The sequence below is a fragment of the Actinomycetota bacterium genome (genome assembly GCA_035759705.1).
Classification (GTDB): Bacteria; Actinomycetota; CADDZG01; order JAHWKV01; family JAHWKV01; genus JAJCYE01.
The window spans coordinates 1-24679 of record DASTUJ010000121.1 but is presented as its reverse complement, the minus strand read 5'-3'; the positions used below and the strand labels follow the sequence as shown (position 1 = coordinate 24679).

The 24679-nt window shown below is 67.6% G+C and carries 24 protein-coding genes and 1 pseudogene; 10 read left to right on the top strand and 15 right to left on the bottom strand.

The features are described from left to right. Positions 1-8: 8 nt before the first annotated feature. The 6 genes from VFV09_08425 to VFV09_08400 all read right to left on the bottom strand — a co-directional run bounded on the left by VFV09_08425 (position 9) and on the right by VFV09_08400 (position 4375). On the bottom strand, positions 9-1538 hold the full coding sequence (locus VFV09_08425; GenBank protein ID HEU4867737.1) for a sugar ABC transporter ATP-binding protein: 1530 nt from the start codon (positions 1536-1538) through the stop codon (positions 9-11). Beyond that, complete coding sequence (locus tag VFV09_08420; protein HEU4867736.1) at positions 1535-2575, bottom strand: ABC transporter substrate-binding protein; 1041 nt, start codon at positions 2573-2575, stop codon at positions 1535-1537. Before VFV09_08420 ends, VFV09_08425 begins: the two co-directional genes overlap by 4 nt. Positions 2576-2644: 69 nt before the next feature. Beyond that, positions 2645-2893 (bottom strand): DUF2277 domain-containing protein, encoded by a 249-nt coding sequence (locus VFV09_08415; protein ID HEU4867735.1) that lies wholly within the window; start codon positions 2891-2893, stop codon positions 2645-2647. 18 nt (positions 2894-2911) lie between these two features. Beyond that, positions 2912-3388: a heme-binding domain-containing protein gene (locus VFV09_08410; protein HEU4867734.1), complete on the bottom strand. Its 477-nt coding sequence runs from the start codon at positions 3386-3388 to the stop codon at positions 2912-2914. Between the two features lie 4 nt (positions 3389-3392). Beyond that, on the bottom strand, positions 3393-3968 hold the full coding sequence (locus VFV09_08405; protein HEU4867733.1) for a thioredoxin family protein: 576 nt from the start codon (positions 3966-3968) through the stop codon (positions 3393-3395). A 110-nt stretch (positions 3969-4078) separates the two neighbouring features. After that, positions 4079-4375: an antibiotic biosynthesis monooxygenase gene (locus VFV09_08400; protein ID HEU4867732.1), complete on the bottom strand. Its 297-nt coding sequence runs from the start codon at positions 4373-4375 to the stop codon at positions 4079-4081. 119 nt (positions 4376-4494) lie between these two features. On the opposite strand from VFV09_08400, the gene VFV09_08395 reads away from it, so the two are divergent. From VFV09_08395 to VFV09_08375, 5 genes are all read left to right on the top strand, one after another. Then, on the top strand, positions 4495-4842 hold the full coding sequence (locus tag VFV09_08395) for a hypothetical protein (protein HEU4867731.1): 348 nt from the start codon (positions 4495-4497) through the stop codon (positions 4840-4842). A 2-nt stretch (positions 4843-4844) separates the two neighbouring features. After that, positions 4845-5150, top strand: coding sequence for an ATP/GTP-binding protein (locus tag VFV09_08390; GenBank protein ID HEU4867730.1), 306 nt, complete (start codon positions 4845-4847; stop codon positions 5148-5150). After that, the gene (map, locus tag VFV09_08385) at positions 5147-6151 is read left to right on the top strand and encodes a type I methionyl aminopeptidase (protein HEU4867729.1); all 1005 of its coding nucleotides are present in this window, start codon (positions 5147-5149) and stop codon (positions 6149-6151) included. Before VFV09_08390 ends, map begins: the two co-directional genes overlap by 4 nt. A 78-nt stretch (positions 6152-6229) precedes the next feature. Next, on the top strand, positions 6230-6754 hold the full coding sequence (locus tag VFV09_08380) for a hypothetical protein (GenBank protein HEU4867728.1): 525 nt from the start codon (positions 6230-6232) through the stop codon (positions 6752-6754). Positions 6755-6872: 118 nt separating this feature from the next. After that, positions 6873-10283, top strand: a complete 3411-nt coding sequence (locus VFV09_08375) for an SIS domain-containing protein (protein HEU4867727.1) — start codon at positions 6873-6875, stop codon at positions 10281-10283. Here VFV09_08375 and VFV09_08370 read toward each other — a convergent pair. From VFV09_08370 to VFV09_08360, 3 genes and pseudogenes are all read right to left on the bottom strand, one after another. Next, complete coding sequence (locus tag VFV09_08370) at positions 10280-11446, bottom strand: RtcB family protein (GenBank protein HEU4867726.1); 1167 nt, start codon at positions 11444-11446, stop codon at positions 10280-10282. The genes VFV09_08375 and VFV09_08370 overlap by 4 nt on opposite strands. Before the next feature lie 44 nt (positions 11447-11490). Beyond that, positions 11491-11625, bottom strand: a pseudogene (locus tag VFV09_08365) (DUF1059 domain-containing protein). 105 nt (positions 11626-11730) lie between these two features. Continuing rightward, entirely contained in the window at positions 11731-12132 is a 402-nt protein-coding gene (locus VFV09_08360) for a hypothetical protein (protein ID HEU4867725.1), read from the bottom strand. Between the two features lie 84 nt (positions 12133-12216). Between VFV09_08360 and recN the strand changes: the two genes are divergently transcribed. Further along, positions 12217-14010 (top strand): DNA repair protein RecN, encoded by a 1794-nt coding sequence (recN, locus tag VFV09_08355; GenBank protein HEU4867724.1) that lies wholly within the window; start codon positions 12217-12219, stop codon positions 14008-14010. Further along, the gene (locus tag VFV09_08350) at positions 14010-15083 is read left to right on the top strand and encodes a hypothetical protein (GenBank protein HEU4867723.1); all 1074 of its coding nucleotides are present in this window, start codon (positions 14010-14012) and stop codon (positions 15081-15083) included. The genes recN and VFV09_08350 overlap by 1 nt, the downstream gene beginning before the upstream one ends. Positions 15084-15262: 179 nt before the next feature. On the opposite strand, the gene VFV09_08345 is transcribed toward VFV09_08350, so the two are convergent. Continuing rightward, a complete protein-coding gene (locus tag VFV09_08345) occupies positions 15263-15565 on the bottom strand; it encodes a hypothetical protein (protein HEU4867722.1) in 303 nt (100 codons plus the stop codon). 80 nt (positions 15566-15645) lie between these two features. On the opposite strand from VFV09_08345, the gene VFV09_08340 reads away from it, so the two are divergent. The 3 genes from VFV09_08340 to VFV09_08330 are packed head-to-tail and all read left to right on the top strand — an operon-like array spanning position 15646 to position 17542. Beyond that, the gene (locus VFV09_08340) at positions 15646-16827 is read left to right on the top strand and encodes an acyltransferase (GenBank protein HEU4867721.1); all 1182 of its coding nucleotides are present in this window, start codon (positions 15646-15648) and stop codon (positions 16825-16827) included. Then, positions 16820-17242, top strand: coding sequence for a DUF4383 domain-containing protein (locus VFV09_08335; GenBank protein ID HEU4867720.1), 423 nt, complete (start codon positions 16820-16822; stop codon positions 17240-17242). Before VFV09_08340 ends, VFV09_08335 begins: the two co-directional genes overlap by 8 nt. Before the next feature lie 9 nt (positions 17243-17251). After that, positions 17252-17542, top strand: a complete 291-nt coding sequence (locus VFV09_08330) for a hypothetical protein (GenBank protein HEU4867719.1) — start codon at positions 17252-17254, stop codon at positions 17540-17542. On the opposite strand, the gene VFV09_08325 is transcribed toward VFV09_08330, so the two are convergent. From VFV09_08325 to VFV09_08305, 5 genes are all read right to left on the bottom strand, one after another. Next, positions 17535-18023 carry a GNAT family N-acetyltransferase gene (locus VFV09_08325; GenBank protein ID HEU4867718.1) on the bottom strand — a complete coding sequence of 163 codons (489 nt, stop codon included), beginning with the start codon at positions 18021-18023 and terminating at the stop codon, positions 17535-17537. The two genes, VFV09_08330 and VFV09_08325, sit on opposite strands and share 8 nt — an antisense overlap. A gap of 5 nt (positions 18024-18028) precedes the next feature. After that, on the bottom strand, positions 18029-18547 hold the full coding sequence (locus VFV09_08320) for a tail fiber protein (GenBank protein HEU4867717.1): 519 nt from the start codon (positions 18545-18547) through the stop codon (positions 18029-18031). A gap of 8 nt (positions 18548-18555) precedes the next feature. Next, a complete protein-coding gene (locus VFV09_08315; GenBank protein ID HEU4867716.1) occupies positions 18556-19059 on the bottom strand; it encodes a tail fiber protein in 504 nt (167 codons plus the stop codon). Between the two features lie 15 nt (positions 19060-19074). After that, positions 19075-19572: a tail fiber protein gene (locus VFV09_08310; GenBank protein HEU4867715.1), complete on the bottom strand. Its 498-nt coding sequence runs from the start codon at positions 19570-19572 to the stop codon at positions 19075-19077. Between the two features lie 18 nt (positions 19573-19590). Continuing rightward, positions 19591-24679, bottom strand: a 5089-nt coding sequence (locus VFV09_08305; GenBank protein HEU4867714.1) for an Ig-like domain-containing protein, incomplete at its 5' end; no start/stop codon positions are given.

Sequence of the window (24679 nt, the reverse complement as noted above, 5' to 3'; positions counted from 1 at the left end):
AACTTCACTTAGGCCACCTCCCCGGCGGGCTGCCCCCGGCCGCTTGCCAGTCGCAGAACGTCTTCCTCCGATGCCGCCCGGCCCAGCTCGCCGCTGACGGCGCCCCCACGCAGCACCAGGACGCGGTCGGCGAGGCCCAGCAGCTCGGGCAGGTAGGAGGAGACGACGATGATGCCCAGCCCGCTTGCCGCCAGGTCGCCGATGATCTTGTAGATCTCACCCTTGGCCCCCACGTCGATGCCCTTCGTCGGCTCGTCGAACACCAGCACCTTGGGCTTGGTGAGGAGCCAGCGGGCGAGCAGGACCTTCTGCTGGTTGCCGCCGGAGAGGGTGGAGACCGGCTGCTCGTAGGAGCCGGCCCTGAGGCGCAGGCTGTCCAGGAGACGGTCTGCCTCGTCCGCCTGCTCCTTGCCCGGCAGCAGGCCTTTGCGGGACCCGCGGCGCAGGCTGGCGATCGTGACGTTCTCCCGGATCGACAGCTGCGGAAGGATGCCCAGGACCTTGCGGTCCTCGGTGAGCAGCCCGATGCCCGCGCTCATCATCGTCCTAGGCCCCCGGGGCTGAACCTTCTTGCCGGCGACCTCGATCTCCCCCTCTACGATCGGGTCGGCGCCGAAGATCGACAAGAGCAGCTCGCTCCGACCCGAACCCAGCAGCCCGCCGATCCCCAGAATCTCGCCCTGGTTCAGCTCGAAGCTGATCGCAGGGCCGCCGGCGACCCGGCGGAGGTTGCTGACCTTGAGGACCGGAGTTTTGGTGGACTCGGCAGACGGCGGGTAGAGGGAGCTGATCTCCCTGCCCACCATCGCGGTGATCAGGCGGTTCTCGTCGTAGCCGCTCATCGGACCGGACTGCGACAGGCCGCCGTCCCGCAGGATCGTCACCCAGTCTCCGATGGCGAACATCTCCTCCAGGCGGTGCGTGATGTAGAGCATCGCGACCCCGCGCTCCCTCAGGCGGCGGATGTGGTCCAGCAGGCGGGCCGACTCCTCCTCGGTGAGGGCGGTGGTCGGCTCGTCGAAGACGATCACCTTCACGGTCTCGGCCGTCAGGACCTTGGCGATCTCCACCAGCTGCTTCGTCGCGGCCGGGAGGCGCTCGACCAGGGTGCCGGGGTCCAGGTCGGTCAGCCCAACCTCGGCCAGCGCCTTGGCGGCTCGTTTGGTCAGCTCGCCCCTCTTCAGCAACCCTCTGGCCGATGGAAGCCGGCCCATGAACAGGTTCTCCTCGACCGAGAGGTGGGGGAGGAGGCTGAGCTCCTGGTACACCGCCTGGACCCCCGCAGCCCGGAGGGCGGCCGGGGTTGGCGTGGTGACCGGCTTGCCCTCGATCTCGAAGGTTCCCGAGTCCCGGGTGATCGCTCCGGTGAGCACCTTGATCAGCGTCGACTTCCCTGCGCCGTTTTCACCCGCCAGGCAGTGGACCTGGCCCGGGTACAGCGTCAGCGAGACGTTGCTTAATGCCTGGACCGGCCCGAACGCCTTCGAGACGTCCTTCAACTCCAGAACCGGGGTTCGGTCGCTTCCCGCCTCGCTCACGCGTCCGCTTCGGCGGTGGGCGGCTCCAGGAGCGCCAGTACCTCGGGTTCGGTCATGTTCTCCTTCGTCGCCACGACTGCCCCCGGGTCGATCTCCCGGGGTGGGATGCGGTCGACCGTCGCCATGGCGGCCAGCACCACCCCCTGGTAGCCGAAGAAGTAGGGGTTCTGGACCACCAGGGCGTCGATGGTCTCGGCCTCGAGGGCCGCGTTCTCCTGCGGGTCGGAGTCGAAGGCGACCACCGGGATGCGATCGGCGGCGTTGTTGTCCTGGACCGCCCGGGCGGCCCCGATCCCCGAGGTGTTGTTTGCAGCGAAGACGCCGCGTAGGTTCGGGTTGGCGGTCAGGGCGTCGTTGACCTGAGAGGCCGCGGTGTTGATGTCGTTGTTGTTGTACCGCTGCAGTGAAGCGTCGATGTTCGGGCAGCCGGTTGCCAGGCCCTGCCGGAAACCGGACTCGCGGTCGACGAGCGACTGGATGCCGGCCACGGACGACTCGACCAGCACAGCCCCGCTGCTCTGGCCCAGCCCCTTCAGGAACTCGCACATCTTCTCACCGGCCTGCACCCCGGCCTTGACGTTGTCGGTCCCGATGAACGCCTCGGACTCGGTGGTGACACGGGTGTCGACCGTGATCACCTTGATGCCGGCGGCCCGGGCACGGTCGATTGCCGAGTTGAGAGCGGAGGAGGAGTTGGCGGCAATGACCATGCCGTCGGCGCCCCGGGAGATGGAGTTCTCGACCAGCTGGACCTGCTCGTCGATGTTGGTCTCGGAGGTCGGGCCGAAGGTGGATACGCCGATTCCGAAGTCGTCGCCCGCCTGCTTGGCGCCGGCGAGCATGACCTGCCAGAAGGAGGAGTCGCTGGCTTTGATGATGACGTCGATACGTTTGCCGCTGGCCGCTCCGCCGTCGCCGCCGCCCCCGCCCGTGGTAGCGGTGCCGGTGGCCCGCCCTGCCACCAGGCCGGCGACGCCCGCGACGAGCGCGATCGCAGCGACCAGCGAGGTGGAGAAGACCGTCCGCTTCTTAGCCATCGTGTCCGGGAGTCTATCCTCGGAGAATTGTGAAAGATGCCGAAAAAGCCACCCAACTTGAAAAAACTTCTAGCCCTGGGAAACCGCCTGGGGCTCGGGGTGGGGGGGCTGCGGAGCGGGCCGGCTTACGAGGCCGTCCAGCAGCCGCTCAGCCGACTCGGTGATCTCCTTGACCGCCCCGTAGAAGACCGCGCTGTTGGCGGTCGAGGGCCTGGGGTAGCCGCTGATCTTACGGACGAACTGAAGGGCGGCCGCCTGGATCTCGTCGGGGGTAGCGGGCTCTTCCGGGTTGCGCAGCTTCTTGATGCTCCGGCACATATTCCGAAGATACCACCGTCAGTCGTCTGTGCCCACAGCCGATTGAGAGAGTTCCAGCGTCTCCTGCAGGCCGCGGATCAGGGCCTGCCGCTCGGTGTCGTCCAGGCGGGCCTCCGGGTGGTTGACCTCGTATCGGAACGGCGGCATCTCGCCGTCTTCCACGGTTTCGGCCGCCTTGTCCGTCTCGTTGTCGTCCCGGCCCATCTCGGAGAAGTTCAGCTCCTCCCGGCCGGCGATCACATCGCGGTAGACGAACCAGGACATCGGGGCGACATTCGAGTACCAGGGCCAGCGGGTCTGGTTGCTGTGGCAGTCGTAGCAGGCCCGGTCGACCAAGTTGGCGGTCAGCGGCGTGTCCCAGTTGGGCTCCCGCACAACGGGCGGGTTGGTGTGGTCCCGGCCGTAGGGGACCAGCTGGATCACCGCCAGCAGAACAATTCCGGCGACGGCCGCGATGCCCAGACCCTTACGAAGCCGGGGCCCGGGTAAGCGCAATCGATTACCCGAAGTAATCCGGCTCGTTGCCGGGCTTCCACTTGATGTTGCAGCCGATGCTCGGTCGCTGGTCCTCGGGCACGGGACGCCCCTCCAGCACCGCCTCGGCGGCGGCCATCAGGTCGGCGCCGGTCACCGGCTCGTTGTTCTTCGGCCGGCTGGAGTCGAACTGGCCCCGGTAGGCCAGTTTGCCCTCGCCGTCGAACAGGAACAGGTCCGGCGTGCAGGCGGCGCGGAAAGCCTTCGCCACGCTCTGGTCCTCGTCGACCAGGTAGGGGAAGGTGTAGCCGAACTCTTCAGCTTCGGCCTTCATCGCCTCGGGCGAGTCGTCGGGGTAGAGCTCGGAGTCGTTGCTGTTGATGCCGACCACGGCCAGGCCCCTGCCCGCCAGGTCCTTGGTTACCTCGGCCAGGCGGGGCCGGATGTGCTTCACGTAGGGACAGTGGTTGCAGATGAACATCACCAGCAGGGGAGTCCCCTGAAAGCTCGAGCCGGCGACGGTCTGCCCGGTGGGGTCGGGGAGCTCAAAAGGGGGCATCTCGCTGCCCAGGGGCATCATTGTTGAGTTCACAGAAACCATCGGTCCTCCTTGACCTCGTGAAGATTCAGATCTTCCCCCGGCGCCCGCGGTCAAACTGCGGCGGGCCCCGGAGACTCGAGGTTACTTGATGACCGGCGGGGAGGGACGAGCTAGGAGCCGCCTGCAATGCTGACGACCTCGCCGTCGTGCCACTCCGGGTCGGCCTCCAGCTCGGCCCGCCACCTCTCGTAGCGCGCGTTCTGTTCCGGGCTCTCTGCGTTCGCCCGGTAGGACTCCCGGGACTCGAAGACGACCGCGAGGTAGTACTCGTTGGGGTCGGAGTCCATCTGGTAGATGTACGAGGCCACGAGGCCGGCGGGCTTTTCCTCCTGCACCTGGCGCGCGATCTCATCCAGCGCGTCCCGGGAGCCGGGTTTGGCTGTCAATCTGGCAACGGTTCCGTACATCGTGGTCCTCCTTTTTCGGTCGGCCTGTCCGAAGTCTGGCGGTTGGTGGCGGCTCCCGCAAATTCATTGCAGGCGGAAGGCCGCTGCCTGAAATCGGCGATCTGGGGGACAATATCTATATGACTTCAAACGATCGAGCGATGATGCTCGGCATCCGTCACCGCTGCGGCCAGGAGCTGCAGTTCTGGATCCCTGCGTATCTGGTCGCGCCGCTCATCGAGGACCTGTCCGACCTGGAGGTCCAGGGCCTGGCCGGGTGGATGTCCGACGAGGGGATGTTGCCTCCCGACCAGGAGCCGCAGCCCGACGACCTCGTGGCGCACCTGAGGAACCAGCTGGCGCCCCGCCACGTGGCGCTGATCGATGTCGAGAAGGACGTGTCGGCCTGCCCGACCTGCGGCGGCCTCATCCCCTGGGTCGAGGCGGTCAGCCAGTACGTCGCAAGCCAGAACGAGCTCGGCTACTAGAGGTGGCCAGCCGTACACGAAGGGGCGGATCGGGCCCCTATAAGAACCGCACGGCAGGCGCCGGGCTCGACCTGCGCACCCTCGAAACCTCCCTTCTCGGCCCTGCCACCGGGCGGGTCGACGGATTTGAGGTCCGCAGGACCTCCAACGACGAGAAGCGCTACCGCTGTCCCTACTGCGAGGGGTGGGTGGAGCCGGGCACTCCGCACACGGTTGCGGTTCCCAACGGAAAGCCCGAGGACCGCCGCCACTACCACAGCGCCTGCTGGGTCAGGCAGGCCACCTCGCTCCGCGGAGGACGCCGGTGACCACGCGCCTCAGGGGGAGCGCCCCCTGCTGGTGCGGCAGCGGCCGCAAGTTCAAAAGGTGTCACGGCGACCAGAGGTCGATGAGGCTAAAGCCGGTGCAGCCGGGCAACGTCGGCCCGGTGAAGGAGGTCCCTGCGGGCATAGTCCGTCCCGACTACGTCATGGGCAGCCTGCCGGTCACGTCCTCCGCCTACCAGATCAACTCCGGGGAGTCTCTGGACCGCCTGAGGGTCGCCTGCAGGGTCGCGGCCGAGGTGCTGGAGGCGGTTGGCCGCGAGGTCCGGCCCGGCGTCACCACCGACTTCCTGGACCAGGTCGCCCACGAGGCCTACGTCGGCCGCGGGGCCTACCCGTCGACCCTGACCTACAAGGGCTACCCGAAGTCGATCTGCACCTCGGTCAACGAGGTCATCTGCCACGGCATCCCCGACGACCGGCCTCTGCAGGAGGGCGACATAGTCAACGTCGACGTCACCGCGTTCATCGAGGGGATGCACGGGGACACGTCGGCTACCTTCGGCGTCGGTGAGATCGACCCTTCCCTTCAGGCCCTGATCGACGTCACCAGGGATGCGACGCTGCGGGGGATCGCCGCCGTAGCCCCCGGCCGCCCGTTGAACGCAATCGGGGCGGCGATCCAGCCCTACGCGTTCGCGCACGGCTTCGGTGTGGTCGTCGACTACGGGGGCCACGGAATCGGCTCGGTGTTCCACGCTGCGCCGCACGTCAACCACACGGTGCACGACTGGGACACCACGCCCTTCGAGCCGGGCATGACGTTCACCGTCGAGCCGATGATCACCGCCGGCTCACCGAACCACCACATGTGGAGCGACGGGTGGACGGTGGCGGCCAACGACCTGCTCCCCACCGCCCAGTTCGAGCACACGGTGATCGTGACCGAGACCGGCGTTGAGATCCTCACCCTGACAGCGGAGGGCGACAGCCCGGCCGGCACGCTGGAGCTGGTCGGTGCGGAGAAGCTGGCGCCGAAACCGTAGGGTTTGGCCCGATCCGGCTTGCGCCGCTGCACCCTTTGAGAGGAAGATTCTTTTCCCACACTTAAAGGAAGCCCCCCAATGAGCAGCCGTCTTCGTCCCCTCCCGGGTCTGCTCGCGCTCGCACTTTTTCTCCTGCTGGGCGCGTGTTCCGACCAGACGCCGGCCGAGAGGACCCTGGAAGCCCTGAGCCCGTCTCCCGGGCGCAGCGCCACACCAAGCCCATCGCCCTCGGTTACCGCATCAGCCACCCCGTCACCCGAGGCCGGTGAGCCCCCGACGGGCATCGCCCCGCAAGCAGGTGCGTCCAGCGCACGGTCCTCCGGCTCCAGAACCACGTCCGGCCGGTCGACCGGCTCTGCCCCGGCCGCCGTGCCGGACAACGACGACGACACCCAGGCCCAGGCCGGCCCGCCTGCGGGCGGCGGCACGGACGCCGGGACGGGGCAGTCGGCACCCTCGGGCGGTTCCGGCCCCGACGGCGCGGAAGAGGAGTCCGGCGAGGACGGGGGCTCGTCGTCGGGCCGCAGGGACGACTCTTCGAGCGGCAGCGACGGCGATGAGGGCGACCCCGGCAGCGACGAGGACAGCGACGAGGACAATTAGTCGTCTTCGTCGTTCCACTCGGGCCGGAACGTTGCCCGCCGCAACCGTTGGTAGGCTGGTCGGAATGCAAATACAGATTTCGGCCGTCCATTTGCCGGCTAGGGCGGGGGACTAGGGCATGTGCGGGATCATCGCAGTGCTCAAGAGAAGGTCGGGACGGCCCGCCCCCGACCGCGCCGCGCTGGTCGGGGGGATGGAGGCCGCCCTCCGGCACCTGTCGGCCCCGGAAACGCCCCTGGTGGAGCGGCTGCATTCGGCTGGGGAGCACCTGGGCGAGGTCAACGCCCTGCTCAAGGGCACGCCCGGAGCAACTGCTCTGGTCACCGAGCCGGCGCTGGCCGGGGAGCTCGAGGACCTGGCGGCTCGGATAGCCGGTAAGGTCGAAGAGCTGGACTCCCGGATCGACGCAACTCCGGGAACCGTTTCCCCCGATGAGCTGGAGCGGGTCAACGCCGGCCTCGTAGACGTGAAGGACCGCCTGTGGGCGGTGCAGCACGACCGTCTGGGGACCGCCCGGGAGCTGGCCTCCCTCGCCGGTCAGAACCCGTCTTGCTCGGCCATCGAGTCCTACGGCTCGATCCAGACCGCCCTGGCGGCCATCGACCGCCTGGAGGTGCGCGGTCGTGACTCGGCAGGCGTACACGTGCTGGTCTGGGACCACGGCCTGGACCTGGACGAGCCCTCCGTGGCCAAGCTCATCGCCCGCCGCGACGACCCCCTGTTCACCTCCGGCGTCGTCCGGACGGCCCCGGGCGCCCTGGGCTTCGTCTACAAGGCCGCCGCCGAGATCGGGGAGCTCGGCGACAACGTCGCGGCGATCCGCCGGGGAATCCTCAACGACCAACTGCTCCGAAAGGCGCTGCAGTCGGAATCGGCCCGCGCCACGGTCCTGGGGCACACCCGGTGGGCCAGCGTCGGGACCATCTCGGAGGCCAACGCCCACCCACTCGACGGCCTGGAGGAGGATCGGCCGGCACTGGATGCGCCCCACCTGGTTGCGGTGCTGAACGGGGACATCGACAACTACCCGACGCTGGTGTCGCAACAGTCCCTGGACATCGCAGCGGTGATCACCACCGACGCCAAGGTCATCCCGGTGCTGGCCTCCCGCCGCATCGGCGCAGGGGAGCCGCTCGACGACGCGTTTGCCGCCACCATGGCGGAGCTCGAGGGGTCGATGGCGATCGTGGCCAGCTCGGCGATCGCCCCGGAGAAGCTCCACCTCGCCGTTCGGGGGAGCGGGCAGGGCCTTTACGTCGGCCTGGCCGAGGACGCTTTTGTGGTGGCCAGCGAGCCGTACGGCGTCATCGAGGAGGCAGAGTCCTACCTGCGGATCGACGGCGACAACACCGCCGGACGGCTGGTTATCCTGGATGCAAACGGCGCGGGAACCGTTGAGGGCATCGACCGCCGGGGCTACGACGGCAGGGTCGTCGAGGTCACCGACGAGGACCTGCAGTACCCGGAGATCACCACCCGGGACATCGACCGCCGGGGCTTTCCCCACTTCCTTTTGAAGGAGATCACCGAGGCCCCCGAGTCGTTCCGCAAGACCCTGAGGGGCCGGGTGGTCGAGCGGGACGGGGCTCTCGAGGTCCTCCTGGACGCCAAGGCGCTGCCGGACTCCCTTCGGGAGGGTCTGAAGGAGGGCAGGTACCGCCGGGTGATCGTGATCGGTCAGGGCACCGCTGCGGTTGCCGGACAGTCGGTCGCCGGAGCGGTGGAGGATGCCCTGGCGCCGCTGGACGTCACCGTGACCGCGACTACTGCGTCCGAGCTCTCGGGCTTCGGCCTCGCAGACGACATGCAGGACACCGTTGTGATCGCCATCAGCCAGTCCGGGACCACCACCGACACCAACCGCACCGTCGACATGGTCACCGCCCGGGGGGCCGCCGTCGTCGCCATCGTGAACCGCCGCAACACCGAGCTGGCGGAGAAGTCCCACGGAGTGGTCCACACCTCCGACGGCCGCGACCTGGAGATGAGCGTAGCGTCGACCAAAGCTTTCTACGCCCAGGTCGCGGCCGGATTCCTGCTGGCCCTGGCGATGGCCGACGCCGCCGGGTGCGGGGACCGGACGAAGTCGTCGGCCCTGCTGGGCTCCCTGCTCGACCTGCCGGACGCCATGGGCGAGGTCCTCGACATGCGGGACCAGATCGCCGGCATCGCAGGCCGGCACGCCGCTCGACGCCGCTACTGGGCCGTCGTCGGCAGCGGGCCCAACCGTGTGGCCGCCGCCGAGGTGCGGATCAAGCTCTCCGAGCTCTGCTACAAGTCGGTGGCCTGCGACTCGATCGAGGACAAAAAGCACATCGACCTCTCGGCCGAGCCGATGATCCTGGTCTGCGCCGCGGGGCTCGAGGGCTCCAACGCCACCGACGTCCAGAAGGAGATCGCGATCTACCGGGCCCACAAGGCGGCGCCGATAGTCGTGGCCACCAGGGGCCAGAAGGCGTTCGACTCGGTCGACAGCATCCTGGTCCCCTCGGTCCACCCGCGGGTCGACTTCGTCCTCTCCGCGATGGCCGGCCACCTCTTCGGCTACGAGGCGGCTCTAACCATCGACTCCTGGGCGCTGCCGCTCCGGGAGATACGGGCTGCCATCCAGGAGCTGGCCAGCGCCGGGCTCACCGCCGGCTCGGTCCTGCTGCACCTGGGGCCGCGGGTCAAGCCATCGGCCCGCAAGTTCCTGGAGGCGGTCAGCGACGGCGGCTGCGACGGGGTGATGAACCTCGGACCGGCCATGCGGCTGGGGATACTGCTGCGCTGCGCAATCGGCGACCTGCCCTTCGAGACCTACGAGATGGAGCGGGGGTCGGGCGCCGGCCCCCGGGCGTTCCTGGACGAGCTGGTGACGGTTCTGACGCAAGCCATCGACGACCTGACCCGTTCGATCGACGCCGTGAAGCACCAGGCCAAGACGGTCACGGTGGGCATCTCCCGCTCCGAGGAGGGCCTGTTCGGGGTGCCGCTGGTCAAGGAGGTCATGCGGGTGGGCGCCGGGACAGAGCTGCTCGGCTACCGCACCCTGCGCACGCTGGCGGCCCTGGACCCGGCGGTCGAGAGGATCACCGGCTTCACCCGCTACGTGGTGGAGGGCGACGTCCGGTCGGGGAGGGCCACCATCCACGTCAGGGACCGGGGAGGCGTGGCCGCCGAGATGCGTTCCCGCACCGAGACCGACCCGCGCCTTAGGGGCACCAAGCGGGCTGCACTGGAGAAGGCGGAGGTTGAGGTGACCGTTGGCCGCAGCGACGGCCGCCCGGTCATTCTCATTCCGGAGCGCAAGGGAGACGTCCCGCAGGGCCTCACCCTGCTGCACGTGAAGTTCCGGGACCGGCTGCCGGCTGAGACCGCACGGGACGTCCTGCTCGGCTACCGCCCGGCCCGGTACGAGGGGCTCGTCGCCGCGGTCACCGAGACCGAGGACACGTTCGCCGAGGAGATCCTGGCCGGCCTGTCGATGCCCGAGCTGCTGGTCGAGCCGGTCCTCGAGCTGGCCGAACGATGGAGAACCCCGGCCTAGCGGACTCCCTTGTAGTTCAGGATCTGGCGCAGGGTGTGCTGGACCTCGACCAGGTCCTGCTGGTCCGCCATCACCTGGTCGATGTCCTTGTAGGCCTGGGGAATCTCGTCGACCAGCGCCGAGGCGTCCCCGCTCTGCCACGTCTTGCCCTGCATGGCCTTTGCCAGGTCGGCCCCCTTGAACTGCTTGCGGGCCGCGGTGCGGGACATCGCCCGGCCGGCGCCGTGGCTGCACGAGTTGTAACTCTCGGGGTTCCCCTTGCCCCGGACGATGTAGGAGCGGGTCCCCATGCTCCCCGGTATCACCCCGAGGTCGTCGGGGCCGGCCTTGATCGCGCCCTTCCGGGTGATCCACATCTCTCGGCCGAAATGCTCCTCCCGGGCGGTGTAGTTGTGGTGGCAGTTGATCCGGCGCCGGGTGCGGCCCCGCCCGGCGAATTTGAACAGGGCGGCCAGGCCGGCGTCCATCATGGCGTCCCGGTTGGCCCGGGCGTAGTCCTGGGCCCACGTCAGGTCGGCCAGGTAGGCGGTGAACTCGGGGGTGCCCTCGTCGAGGTAGGCGAGATCCTTGTCCTCCAGGCTGATCTCGAGCGCCTTCACGTACTTCTGCGCGGTCTTGATGTACCCCTGAGCCAGCTGGTTGCCGATTCCCCGGGAGCCGGAGTGCAGCACCACCCAGACCGTGTCGGACTCGTCCAGGCAGACCTCGAAGAAGTGGTTGCCGCTTCCCAGTGTGCCGAACTGGGTCAGGGTCTTTTGGACCTGCCGTTCGGTGAGGATGCTGTGCGGCCGGTGGGCGGCCAGCCAGCGTTCGGCCTCGGGAAGCGGCTCCTTGTGGCCCTCGCCGACACCGGAAGGGATCTTCTTCTCCAGGGTTCCCAGCAGAGGCTTTAGGTCGTCGGGCAGGTGGGAGGCCGGCAGGTCGGTCTGGGCGGCGATCATGCCGCAGCCGATGTCGACGCCTACGGCGGCGGGGATGAGCGCCGAGGTGGTCGGTATAACGCTGCCGACGGTGGCGCCGAGCCCGAAGTGGGCGTCGGCCATGAGGGCGATGTGCCCGCTGACCACCGGCAGGCGCGATGAGCGCAGGGCCTGGCTGATCGTGACCTCGTCCAGCTGCGAGGCCCAGCTCACCAGCTTGTCCGAGATTCGCTTGGCGCCCATGAGGCTTTAGTTTGCCTTAGTGGCCCCCGAACCGGGGGCGGGAGCTACTTGGTGTTCTTGGCCACGAAGTTGAGGATGGTGCGGCTCGGCATGTTGATCTTGTGCTTGGTCTTCAGGTGTTCCGAGACCACCTTCAACAGGTCCTCAGTGTTCTCCGCGGCGAAATGACCCTTGCAGGAAGCTCCGACGTCGACTCACTTGAACTGGGGCATTGACTAACTCCTGTCCGTGGTGTGTCCTCAGTCAACGGCCCCAAGCGACCGGCTATTCCTGTCGGTCGAGGATCAGATGCGGTCGGGCCGCTCCATCTTCGTCCACTTGGTGCCGTCGGGGCCCACCTTCGCCAGAGCCTGGTTGAGGATCCGAACCGGGATCAGCCACTCGTCCTTCGGGTCCTCCTCGGAGTTCACGTCGAGGATGTGCACGCGCTCGGGCGGGTCCTCGGTGTACTCCTTGTGGCTGAAGGTGAGGGTGGCGCGGTTCTCGACGTAGGTCGGGGGCTTGCCGGAGGGCAGGCTGATCTTCAGGTCGAGCAGGAAGACGTCGCCGTCCCTCGGGGGGTCGTGGGGCTCGAGGACGATCCGGTGCGTGGCGGCCACGTTGCACTCGCCGACGACGGTCAGAACCCCGGGCTTGTCGGGACGTTTTTCCCACTTGGCTTTGAACTCGCCGCAAGGCCTGGGCATCAAATCTCCTTTGTTTTTTCCAAATGTGTCTCCAAGTCCAACGTAGCACAGAGGCTGTCACTACTTGCCCTTACGATAGGACCCATGCTGGTTGAGTTGAGCGTAACCAACTACGCCGTGATCGAACGGCTCAAGGTGGCCTTCGGGCCGGGCTTCAACGTCCTCACCGGCGAGACCGGTGCCGGCAAGTCGATCATCCTGGACGCCCTCGGGCTGCTGTTGGGCGACAAGGCGGACCCGGGCGCCATCCGGGCGGGCGAGCAGCAGGCCTACGTCGAGGGGATATTCGAGGTCGCCCCGGAGGTCGCCGCGGTGCTGTCCGAGATGCTCGACCTGGATGTCGCCACCGACGGGCTGATCGTAGCCCGCGAGGTCAACGCCTCCGGCCGGAGCGTCTGCCGGGTCAACGGCCGGGCCTTCCCCCAGCGCAAGCTCGCCGAGATCGGAAACCTGTTGGTGGACGTCCACGGGCAGAGCGAGCACCTCTCGCTCCTCCGCCCGTCGGAGCACGTCGAACTCCTGGACCGCTACGCCGGGGTCACCGCGCTGCGCGCCCGGTACGCCGGCGTCGTCCGTACCCTCACCCGCACCCGCAAGGAGATGCAGGCCCTCGAGCAGGAGCACGCCGACGCAGCCGGCCGCAAGGACCTGCTGGCCTTTCAGGCGCAGGAGATCTCGGCCGCCGGCCTGCGGGACGGCGAGGAGGAGGCCCTGACCGGGGAGCGGACCCTCAGGGTCAACGCCCTTCGGATCCACGAGCTGGTCGGCCTTGCGCAGGCGTCGCTGGACAGCGACGAGGCGGGTGCGCCGGGCGCGGTGGAGATGATCGGCCGGGCCGTGCAGTCGCTGGCGGCGCTGGAGAGGATCGACCCGAACATGGGCGCCGCCCGCCACACCGCCGAGACCGCGGCCCTGCAGCTCACCGAGCTGGTCCGGGACCTGCGGGACTTCGCCGAAGGGGTGGAGTACGACCAGCACCGGCTGGCGGACATCGAGGAGCGCCTCAACCTGATCTCGTCGCTCAAGCGTAAGTACGGGGACAGCGTGGAGGAGGTCCTGGAGTTCGAGACCCGGGCCAACACCGAGCTTGCCCGCCTGAACAGCCACGACTCTTCGGTGGCCCACCTGGAGGCGCAGGTGCGTGCACTCCGATCGGAGGCGGCAGTTCTGGCTGCGGAGCTGTCGGCGGCGCGTCGGGACGCGGCCCGCAGGCTCACGACGGCGGTCGAGGAGCAGCTGGACGGACTGGGCATGGAGGGCGCCCGCCTCGGCGTGTCGTTCGGACTGTCGCCGGACCCGGCCGGGCTGGAACCCGGCGCTGCCGGACCGGCCGCCGGGATCGTCGCGTCCCTGCCGGCCGAAGCGCCGGATGAAGTTCCGGCGGGGGGCCCGCTGAAGTTCGACCTCACCGGGGTCGACCGAGTCGAGTTCGTGATCTCCTCCAACCCGGGGGAACCGCTGCGCCCGCTGGCCACCATTGCATCGGGGGGCGAGACCTCCCGCCTCATGCTGGCGATCAAAGGGGTGTTGTCCCAGGCGGACGCGGTTCCCGTCCTGGTGTTCGACGAGATCGACGCCGGCATCGGGGGTAGGGTCGGGGAGGCCGTCGGCCGCCGCCTCTGGGACCTCGGCCGCCACCACCAGGTGGTTGCGGTCACCCACCTGCCGCAGATAGCAGCCTTCGGTGACCGCCACCTGTCGGTTCGTAAGCAGGTCGAAGACGGCCGGACCTCCACCCAGGTGGTGCCGGTGGAGGGTGAGGGCAGGGTGTCGGAGCTGACCACGATGCTCGGGTCGGATACGGAAGCCACCCGCCGGAAGGCGGCAGAGCTATTGATCGAGACGGGGAAGGCGGTCGCTTCCCGGGGAGGAGCCTGATGTCCACAACCGTGCCGGCCGCGTCGACGAAAGACCCTGCCGCCGGAACCCATAGCCCCGTAATGAGCTGGGGCGGCGACATGTTCACGATGTTTCTGTGCACCTGGGTGCTGGCCGGGATCGCCGTGGACGGGTGGGCCCACACCAACCTGGGCGGCCTGGAAACGTTCTTCACCCCCTGGCATGCCCTGTTCTACTCAGGGTTCGCCGCGACTGCCACCTGGATCGCGTGGTCCACTGTGCGCCGGAGGACCCCCGGCCGAACGTTGACCCAGTCCGTACCGCTCGGCTACGAGCTGGGGGTCGCCGGCCTGGTCCTGTTCGGGATCGGCGGTGTAGGGGACATGATCTGGCATGTGGTCTTCGGCATCGAGGTGGACATCGACGCTTTGTTGAGCCCCACCCACCTGATGCTGTACGCAGGGCTGTTCCTTGTTGTGACCAGCCCGTTCCGGGCGGCCTGGAGACGCAACGACCCGGCGGTCCACACCAGCATCAAAGCGTTCAGCCCCGTGCTGCTCTCCGCATCTCTGGCCGCCGGATTCACATCCTTCATGTTCTTGTACCTCTCCCCGGTCTATCAGACCGATCTGGCGGCCGACCTGGGTTTCGGTCCGGATGCCGGTTACATGAATTTTTTGAGCCAGAGGGGAGGAGTGGCCGCGTTCCTGGTCTCATCCGTGATCGTGATGTCGCCGCTGCTGCTGATCCTGCGCCGCTGGAGGCTTCACTTCGGCTCCTGCGCCTTGATGTTCGGGCTGGTGGCTGCGGTCATCCAGGGCATCAACGCGTTCACTAAGCCCGAGTTGATAGGCGCCGCGGTGGCGGGTGGGTTGCTGGCAGACGTCGCAGCGGCAGCGTTGAAGCCGGCGACGGACAAACCGAACGCGCTGCGGGCGTTCGCGGCGTTCGCACCGGTAGCCCTCTGGGGCACCTATACGGCGACCCTGGCGATGACGGACGGGATAGTTTGGGCGCCGGAGCTATGGGCGGGGTCCATCATGTGGACGGGCCTGGTGGGCCTGGGCCTGAGCCTGCTGATCCTGCCGCCGAGAGAAGGAAGAGCGAGCTAGAAGGTCTTGAACTGGGCGCTCCAGGTCGGCCTCCCATACAAAAGCTTTTGGCCCGCACCGGAGTCCTAGGTCCCGGCCCTGCCTGGGAGGGGGCCAAAGGAGGGGGCGGGTGGTCCTTCACAAGCGACTTGGCTTTTGGAGCGGTGAAGGATCCACCCGCCCCCGACGCCAGAGGAGACTTAGAGCTGGCAGGGCGGGCTAAGCGGAGTCTCCCCTTTGGCCTTTTGCATCTCCCGGAACTTCATGCCGATGAACGGCGCGGTGAATGTCCCGATCGGGATGTTCTTGAAGTAGGCGTAGTGGGCGGCCAGCAGGTGGCTGCCGCACTCGTCCCAGAGCGGGCCGCTGACCAGGCCCTTCTTTACCGCGTCCTCGGCGACGATGATGCCGGCTGTCACGATGTTGCCCGGCCGTTCCATCTCCTCCGGGGCGTTCTTCTCGAGGAGTTCCTGCATGGACTCCATCATCTCGGTAACGTCCAAAAGTACCTCCTGTAAAGACTGATTTGAGTAACGTCAGGGTGGGAGCGTGCATCGCACCCGGCGCCCCTATGATACTTCCAGTGAGTTCCCTACCGGATTCCGAACGCCCAACCGGGCGCCGCCGGCCGTTCCTGGCCCTGGCTGAAAAGACACCGGCCAGCCGGGACCGCTACGTCGACTTCCTCCGTGCCTTCAGCATCAGCGTGGTCGTCCTGGGCCACTGGCTCATCGCCAGCGTCTACCTCGAGGACGGGGCGGTTAGCGGAGTCAACGCCCTGCACGAGATCCCCGGCATCTGGATCGCGACCTGGATCCTGCAGGTCATGCCCCTGTTCTTCTTCGTCGGCGGCTTCGCCAACCTGGTGACCCTAGACTCCCTGGGACGCAAAGGCGGCGACTACGCCGGGTTCATCTCCTCCCGGGTGGACCGGCTGCTCCGGCCGACCGCGGTCTACCTCGCGGTGTGGATCCCGATTGCGATTGCCATCGACGTCTTCTCCGGCTTCTCGGACCGGGAGTTGGAGCTGGCGTTCGAGCTGCTGACCCGGCCCCTGTGGTTCCTCGGCGTCTACCTGATCATGATCGGCCTGGCGCCCGCCATGCTGAAGCTCCACCGCAGGTACGGCGTCAAGGCTGCCGCCGGGCTGGCTCTCGGAGCTGTGGTCGTCGACCTCCTGCAGTTCGGCTTAGACGTGCCCATCGTGGGCAACCTCAACTACTTCTTCGTCTGGCTCTTCGCCCACCAGATCGGGTTTTTCTATGCCGAAGGCTCGCTGGTGAAGCTGGGGCCGAAGTACTTCGGGGCGATGGCCGCGGGCGGCCTGGCCCTGCTGGTGCTGGCCACGAAGTACGGCCCCTACTCCGCAAGCATGGTCGGCCTGGTCAACGAGCGGTCGAACACCAACCCGCCGACCATCTGCATCCTGCTGCTCACGATCTGGCAGGTCGGCCTTGCCATGTTGCTGAGGGAGCCGTTCAACCGCCGGCTGGCACGCAACCGGACCTGGGCCAAGGTGATTGCCCTGAACGTCATGATCATGACGATGTTCCTGTGGCACCAGACTGCGGTCCTGATCACCGTGGGCGTGCTGTACCCGCTGGGATTCCCCCAGCCGGAGACGGGAACCCCCACGTGGTGGGCGGTGCGCCCGCTGTGGGTGCTGTCCCTGTCGGTGGTGCTGGCGCTGCTGGTCCTGATCTTCTCCCGGTTCGAGCGTGGGCTGAAGCCGAAGAAGAAAGCGGCGGTCGAAGCCGGTGCTTAGCGGGTTCGCGCCTCTTTCACGGGGCCGCCAGGTGGCGGTGGTGTTCGGCCTCATCTACACGATCCTCGGCACCGTCGGCTTCGCAGTCTCCGGGTTCGACGGGTTCGCCGCCCCCAGGGGCGACACCCTGACGATCTTCGAGGTGAACCCGCTGCAGAACCTTGTCCATCTGGCGCTCGGCTGGTGGATGGTGAACGCCGGCTTCCGGGGCGAGGGGCCGGGCCTGCGAGCCGGGTGGGTCGCAGCCGTTGTCCTGGGGCTCCTCGGCCTTGCCGGTGTCACGTGGTTCCGGGCCGAGCCCGGTCTCAATTTCATCAACTCGAACGCCGCGGTCGATATCGCCCATCTGGTCTCTGCCGTGACGATCGCGGGCTGGCTCGGCCTCGGAGCCGCCCGCCGGGAGCCCGTCCCTTAGAATCCTCCCGTGCTTGAATCCTTCACCGCCGGCAGCTTCGAGCCCCGAACCGGCGAAACCTTCACCCTTGAGATCGGTGAGCACCGGCTTGAAACCGAGCTTGCCGAGGTTGCGGTGGTGGGGCCGGGCGGGGATTCCGGGAGGGCCCCTTTCAGCCTGATGTTCCTGGCGCCCCCCGAGCCGGTATGGGGCCAGGCCACCTACCGGGTGACGAACGAGATCCTTGGGGCCTTCGAGCTTTTCCTGGTGCCGCTGGGGGCCGAGAACGGCCGGATGCGCTACCAGGCGATCTTCACCTAGCGGCTCCGGCCCCTTCGTCCACCCCCCACTCCATCAGCAGGTACAGCTCTTTGTCCTCCACCGGTAGGAACCCAAGGCGCTCGTAAAGGCGAAGCGCCGGGTTGAACTTCTCTACGTGAATGCTGAGCTTCCTACCGGCCGCCGCCGCCTCCTCCTGGAGTCCGGCGAGCAGGCGGGAACCCACCCCTCGGCCCCGGAACCCGGGCAGGAGCGATATGTCGACGATCCGGATCTCGGAGGTCCAGCGGGCGACCAGAAGGCGCCCGGCCGGCACGCCGCCGACCAGAACCACGTGGGAGCCCATCGACGGATAGTGCTGCGCGTAGTGCGCCGTCTGGGCGGCGAACTGCTGCGCGACGAACGCAGCCTTTTGTTCGGCCGGCCACGGAACCCGGGAAAGCTCCTCCTCCCGGGTTCCTGCATAGACGGACAGCAGGAATGGCTCGTCGCCCGGCTGAACCGGGCGCAGAGCCGCGTCCAACCGGGTCAGGTTCGTGGCGGGAAGACGCCCTGTAGTGCGATGTTGAAGTTGAGCGTCAGGTAGGGCTGCAGGTTGTTGTGCGGCAGATCGCCGCCGGCCGGCGTGAGTGCGTGGTTGTCCAGCCCAACCAGGGTGTCCGGGGTGTGGTAGACGTTGTTGTTCGCACGGCCCAGCACGCGGTCGGCTGCCGGAGACTGCAGGTTCGCAGGTCCGTTGCTGGCATTCACAGTGTGGGAGTGAGCCGGGATCTCGCTCTCGAGCAGGGTCACCGTCTCGGAGCCGCCGGTTTCGCCGAGGTCGTGGAGCGACAGCCCGGCCCCCTGGCCCGGGTGCATGGGCGCCCGGCCCTCAAGATCGGGCAGCGCAAAGTTTGACTTGCCGTCGCCCCCGTAGGTCGTACCCAGCAGGGAGAACAGTGCGGTGTTTTGCGAGATGGGCATCAGCTGCCCGTTGCAGAACGCCCACCCTTTGGGCGGGAAGTTGAACGGGAAGATCCTGATCTCGGCAACGAATGGATCGGCCATCGGGGCTCCTAGGTCGGGTTCGGGAAGATCCCGAACAAAGAGATGATGAAGTCGATGCACAGGTAGGGCTGGAAGTTGGTGTGCGGTTGGGAGCCGCCGACCGGCGCCACGGCCTGGTTCGAAAGCGCCGTCCCGGCCGGTCCCTGCCGGTAGACGTTCGACGACCCGCTCGAGCCGAGCACGCTGCCTTGCGGGCTGGCAGCACTACCTGCGGCCGTCGTGGCGACCAGCGGGTGGGTGTGAGCCGGGATTTGCTGCGTCGTCAGCGTGATCTCCTCGGCTCCGCCCTTCTCCGCAAGCTGGAAGCTGCCTCCCCGGTGAAGCGGCAGACGCCCGCGCAGGTCGGGAAGGGCGAAGGTTTCCTGGCCGTCCCCGCCGTAGGTCGTGCCGATGAGCTGGAAGAGGGTCTCGTTCTCTGATATCGGGAGCAGTTGTCCCTCGCAGAACATCCACCCCGCCGGAGCGAAGTTCCCGGCAAACATACGAATTTCGCCGACATATGGCTGCGCCATCGGAAACCCCTCTCCTTAGTTCTGTGACGGGAAGATGCCCTGGAGCGCAATGCAGAAATTCAGCCCCAAGAACGGTTGCATGTTGAGATGCGCCTGCGACCCGCCCTGGTTCCCGTTGCACGATGGGTCGAGGGTGGTCAGCTGCGCCGGGGGCCCGTAAAGCTGGCTGGACTGCGCAACCAGGTTGTCGGCGGGAGAGACGAGGTCGGCGTTCGTGGGGGAGCCGTTCATCGTGTGGGTGTGCGTGGGGAGCTCGGCGATCGACAGGGTGTGGGCCTGCTCGCCGCCCCTTTCTCCGAGTGTGTGGCCCGATCCGGTGTGTATCGGGACCCTTCCCTGGAGGTCCGGCAAGGCAAAGGTGGTCCGGCCGTCGCCGCCGTAGGTAGTCCCGAGCAGCGAGAACAAGGCCTGGTTCTGGTTGATGGGAAGTAGCTGTCCGTTGCACATCGCCCACCCTTTCGGGGCGAATTCGAAGCTCATGATCCGGATCTCAGCGAGAAACGGCTCGGCCAAGTTCTTTCTCCTTTCCAGTTACGGGGTTCCGATAGTTAGGTCGCAAGCGGTGTCCGTGGTGGCGGTCGGGCCGAAGCTGAACGTCTCCACGGTCAGGGCGGCGCTCAGCGGGTTCTTGCCTCTCAGGTTGGTCTGCAGATTGGGCACCGACGTGTCGTTGAAGTCGGCGAAACGAAGGATGTTCCCGGTGAAGCGGTCCAGCGCGATGTCGGAGACGCCCTGACGGCCGATGCCGTCCATGTCGTTGTTCTCCATGTCGACGCAGACGTCGCTGGCGTCCCCGGAGGCCCCACCCGAGAAGATGTAGATGCCCTCGAAGGTGTTCGCCGAGACGTCCGGTGTGGACAGCACGTTGCCGGTGACCGTGTAGTCGGCGTCTCCGGTGCCGTCGTTGAGCGACAGCTCCATGCCCCTGCCGCCCCAGTTGGCGATGGTGTTGTTGCGGATCTCCATCCTCGTGATCCCGTCGCCGTGTGCCCAGCCCCAGATCGACGAGCCCCCGTCGGCCAGTGCATCCAATGCGCCGGGCTGGCTGTCGCCGATGTCGTTTCCGATGACCTCGGCATCGAAGGTGCCGGTGTGGTTCGCCAGGGTGTTGAGGATCACCTCTGCCCCGGCGCCGCTCTTGATGTCGTTGTTGGACACCGTCGCCTTGACTATGGACGCGCTGTCGACGTTGATCGAGACCTGGGGGCGGCCGGAGACCGCGTTGCTGCTGCCGCCCGATACGTCGTTGTTGTCGAAAAGCAGTGTCTGCGAGGCGGTGTTCGCCGAGTCGGTCTGCATCGAGAAGCCCGGGTCGGCATTCGCGGAGAACACGCTGGCGGTGACGTTGGCGGTCACAACCGATGAGCCCTCGCCGCGCAGGCGCAGGCCGGCGTTGAACTTGGAATCGGAGAATGTCGACTGATCGACGGTAAGCGCCGACGCGGTGCTCGTCGTGTTGCGTATGTGCGCGTTCGAGTCATCCGAGCCTGACACCGTCGTCCGTACAATCCGCGGCGTCGCCGTCACGTTCAGGTAGTCCAGGCCGCGTTCCTCCGCTCCTCCGGCGTGGCTGTTGCCGTTGTTGAGCACCACGCTGTCGGACAGGTCGACGTCGTGCACCGTGGTGGCACGGATGCCGTCGTCGCCGCCGCCCGTTACCGCCACCCGGGTGAGGGTGGCACCGCCGGGAACGCTCGTGAGCTCGATGCCCGCCCCCGTCGAGCCCTGGATTGCGCCGCCGGTGCAGTTGGCAGCGCTGGAGCAGGTGCCGCCGGTGCCGTTGACGAAAAGGCGCCCGTTGGAGTTCCCGGTCGTGTTGAGAACGACCCCGTTAGCTGCTGAAAGCGAGCGGACGCTTTCGAAGTTCAGGTCGTCGTCGTGGATGGTCGTGTTGAGGACGCTGAGCGCCGGGCCGGTGCTGGTGGTCGTCCCGAGTTTGTTGGTCCCGGTGACCGCCAGGGTCCCGCCGCCGGTGGCGCTCAGCGCTGGCGTGGCCCCGGAGCTCGAAAGGTTTACGCCGCCGTCGAAACGGATCGTTGCGCCGGTGTTGCCGGACAGAGAGATGTTGCCTCCCGCCGCTCCCGCGATTCCGCCGATCGAGCCGTTGAAGTCCTTAAGGCCCCCCGACGTGCTCTGAACGTTCACGAGCTGACCGGTGTTGTCCGTGATCGTTCCGTCGTAGGTTATCCCGCCAGTGCCGCCGACCAGGTTGAAGTCGGTCCCGGTTGCGCTCGAGACCAGGCTCGACCCGTTGGCGCTGAACGTGCCGGCCCCCAGGCCGTTGAGGCTGATGCCCGTGGTCGTGCTGGCCGTGGAGTCGACGTCGTCGAAGGCCAGGGTCGCCCCGCTCGTGCCGGCGACGTCGATCGCAGGTCCGCCGGTTGCGGAAACGTTCGAAGTTCCGCCGCTTGAGACAGTCACGGCGCCCGCGTTGTTCAGAGCGAAAGCGGCGGCCGTGCCGGACGTGGTGGTAAGCGAAAGATTGGTGAAGGTCGTGGTGCCCGGGGTGTTGGTCATCGCTACGCCACCGGTGCCCGAGCCGGTGACGGTGATGTCGTCGAACTGGCTGGTGAGGCTGGTGCCGCCGGCGTCCAGGGCCTTGGCGCCCGAGGTTGTGATCGAGATGAGAGTGGCCGGATCGAAGAAGACAGAGCCGGCGTTCAGAAGACGCACGCCCGTGGCGGCTGCACTGCCGCCGTTGTTGACGACCAGACCGTAGATGCTGTTGGAAAGGGTGGTGCCGTTGAGTTCCAGGCCCGGCTGGGTTCCCAACGTCCCGGTGTCGATGATGTTGACGTTGGCGATCTGGACGCTGCTCGCTGCCGGGCCGCCCGCCCCGGGGCCTCCGCCGATGCCGCCGCCGCCCGAGCCGGGGTCGATGTTGACGCCCACCACAATGGCGCCGGCGGCCAGCGATACAACGTCCTCCGCCGAGGTGGTCGTCAGAGTCGGGTGAGCGTTCGGGGTTCCGGCAAACAGGAACGAGAGAGGCAGCGGGTTCGCCGGGCCGTCGGGATCGACAGAAAGCAGCGAGTGCTCGCCGATCAGCCGCTCGTCGGCCTCCATGGCGTAACCGGTGTCGAGGCCGGTCGAGGTGTTGTCGCCGTCGAAGACGTAAACGGTATCGCCGGTTTGGGAGGCGCCCTCGGCCTCGGCAAGGGTGTCGAAAGGCGTGTCCGAGGTGCCGTCGCCGCCGGCCGCCTGGTTGTTGCGCACGTACCATACCTGCCCGGCGATGGGCAGGCTCAGTGTCCCGGTGGCGTTTGCCACGGTGCCCGAGTTGCAGGGTGAAGCGTCGCAGACGCGGTACGTGAAGGTGTCGGTCACGCCGGTGTCGACGTCATCCGGGTGGTAGGTGAAGTTTCCGTCCGACTCGATGGTGATGGTGCCGCCCTGGGCGGTGGGGGCGTTGGTCACAGGCTCTGCTACCAGGCTGGCGCTCGGCGAGTCGGGGTCGGTGTCGTTGGCCAGGACCGAGCCGGTGATCACCCTGCCCGCATCGGTGGCCGGCTTCGCCGTCCCGACGAACAGGCCGGTGTTCCCGATGGCGTCGAAGCTGTCCGCCACCGCGGTCGGGGCGTCCGAGACGCCGTTGACGGTCAGGTTGACCGTGGCCGCGGACTGGGCGCCCGCGCCGTCGGCCATCGTGTACTGGAACGAGTCGGTGTCCGACTGCCCGGTGGAGAGGGCCTGGAAGGCTGCCGGCGGCGTGTAGGTGTAGGAGCCGTTGGCGTTGATCGTCACATTCCCGCCTTCGGCGGTCGAGCCGGTGAGGGTCCCCGAGCCGTTCAAGGCGACCACGGTTTTGGTGTCGCCGGGGTCGACGTCGGTGTCGTTGGCCAGTACGCCGGGAGCTGCGACGTTGAGCGAGGTGTCCTCGTCGGTGGTGCCGGTGTCGTCGACCGCCGTCGGCGGGTCGTTCACGCCGGCGACCGTGATGGCTTTGGTGGCCGACCCGGAGAGCGCAGTGTCGTCGGTGACTGTGAAGGTCACAGTCCGGGTCAGGGTCGATGGCCCCTGGGAGGGGTTGCTGTAGGTGACGGCCTGCAGAGCCGCCTGGTAAGCGGAGGGCGAGGCGGTGCCGCTCAGGGTAAGTGTGTTGCCGGCCTGGGGGGCCGCCGTGATGCCCGGGTGGCTCCCGGAGAGGGCAAGGACATCCTGGCCCGCGGCGAAGTTGTTCGTGATTGCGATGGTGGCGCCGGTGATGATTGCGCCGGCATCGAAGTCGGTAACGGTGACGCCGGCGTCGATCGCCACGGGCGGGCTGTCCTCGGTGTAGGCAGTAGACCCGGGGGTGGTGTCCACGGCGGGGTCATCCGGAGCGCAGGTGACCGTCACCGAGACGGTTGCGGTCGAACCACCGTTCAGCGTGTAGGTGAACGTGTCGGGGGAGGTCCCCGGCGGGTTGTTGCAGTACTGAGCGGTGGGGGCGTAGCTGACGCCGGTACCCCCGCCGGTGATTGCAACGGTACCGTTGGCCGGCTGGGAGACCGACGCCACGCTGATGGGTCCGCCGTCGCCGTCGGTGTCGTTGGCCAGAACGTCGATTGTGCTGGCGGCGGTGTCCTCATCCGCGGGCGCCGAGTCGTCGACCGCCACCGGGGGATCGTCGACGCAGGTGACCGTCACCGAGACGGTTGCCGTCGAACCGCCGTTCAGCGTGTAGGTGAAGGTGTCCCCGGATCCAACCGGGCTGTTGCAGTAACCGGCGTTGGGGGTGTAGCCGACATCGGTCCCGTTGTTGACCACCGTGCCGTTGGCCGGCTGGGTGACCGAATCCACGAAGATCGGCCCGCTGTCGATGTCGGTGTCGTTGGCCAGCACGTCGAGGGTGTTCCCCCCCGAGTCCTCAAACACGGTGGGCGAGTCCCCGACTGCGACCGGCGGGTCGTCTTCGCAGGTCACCGTCACCGACACGGTGGCGGTCGCTCCGCTGCTGATTGTGTAGGTGAAGGTGTCGGGAGTGGTGCCGGGCGGGTTGTTGCAGTAGTTGGGGTCGGGCTCATAGGTCAGGCCCGTGTGGGCGCCCGGAGACCCGCCGGTGAGGACCACCGAGCCGTTGGCCGGATCGGTTGCGGAGGAGATGGTGGGGGCGGCGCCCCCGTCCGGGTCACCGTCGTTCGCCAGCACGTCGACCGGCGTCGGGGGCGAGTCCTCGTCCACGGTCGCCGTGTCGTCGTCCGCCCCCGCCGGGTCGTCGACGCAGGTCACCGTCACCGATACCGTCGCCGTCGAACCGCCGTTCAGCGTGTAGCTGAAGGTGTCGGGCGTTGTGCCCGGCGGGTCGTTGCAGTAGTTGGCGTTGGGCGTGTAGGCGGCATCGCCCCCGTTGTTGACGACCGTGCCGTTGGCCGGCTGGGTTACCGACTCCACGCTGATGGGGCCGCCGTCGATATCCGTGTCGTTGCCCAGCACGCTTACGACGTTGGAGCCGGAGTCCTCGGACACACCGGCCGGGTCGTCGACCGCCACGGGAGGGTCGTCGGCGCAGGTCACGGCTACCGAGACCGTCGCCGTCGAACCTCCGTTAAGCGTGTAGCTGAAGGTGTCGGGAGTGGTCCCCGGCGGGCTGTTGCAGTAGTCGGCGTCCGGCGTGTAGGTCAGGCCGCCGGCGGAGACG

Bases quoted from the DNA above. Each gene is read 5' to 3' on its own strand.
- VFV09_08400 (HEU4867732.1), bottom strand. From the start codon at position 4,375: ATGTACGGAACCGTTGCCAGATTGACAGCCAAACCCGGCTCCCGGGAC.
- VFV09_08395 (HEU4867731.1), top strand. From the start codon at position 4,495: ATGACTTCAAACGATCGAGCGATGATGCTCGGCATCCGTCACCGCTGC.
- VFV09_08375 (HEU4867727.1), top strand. From the start codon at position 6,873: ATGTGCGGGATCATCGCAGTGCTCAAGAGAAGGTCGGGACGGCCCGCC.
- VFV09_08420 (HEU4867736.1), bottom strand. From the start codon at position 2,575: ATGGCTAAGAAGCGGACGGTCTTCTCCACCTCGCTGGTCGCTGCGATC.
- VFV09_08405 (HEU4867733.1), bottom strand. From the start codon at position 3,968: ATGGTTTCTGTGAACTCAACAATGATGCCCCTGGGCAGCGAGATGCCC.
- VFV09_08315 (HEU4867716.1), bottom strand. From the start codon at position 19,059: ATGGCGCAGCCATATGTCGGCGAAATTCGTATGTTTGCCGGGAACTTC.
- VFV09_08415 (HEU4867735.1), bottom strand. From the start codon at position 2,893: ATGTGCCGGAGCATCAAGAAGCTGCGCAACCCGGAAGAGCCCGCTACC.
- recN (HEU4867724.1), top strand. From the start codon at position 12,217: ATGCTGGTTGAGTTGAGCGTAACCAACTACGCCGTGATCGAACGGCTC.
- VFV09_08380 (HEU4867728.1), top strand. From the start codon at position 6,230: ATGAGCAGCCGTCTTCGTCCCCTCCCGGGTCTGCTCGCGCTCGCACTT.
- VFV09_08370 (HEU4867726.1), bottom strand. From the start codon at position 11,446: ATGGGCGCCAAGCGAATCTCGGACAAGCTGGTGAGCTGGGCCTCGCAG.
- VFV09_08350 (HEU4867723.1), top strand. From the start codon at position 14,010: ATGTCCACAACCGTGCCGGCCGCGTCGACGAAAGACCCTGCCGCCGGA.
- VFV09_08320 (HEU4867717.1), bottom strand. From the start codon at position 18,547: ATGGCCGATCCATTCGTTGCCGAGATCAGGATCTTCCCGTTCAACTTC.
- VFV09_08360 (HEU4867725.1), bottom strand. From the start codon at position 12,132: ATGCCCAGGCCTTGCGGCGAGTTCAAAGCCAAGTGGGAAAAACGTCCC.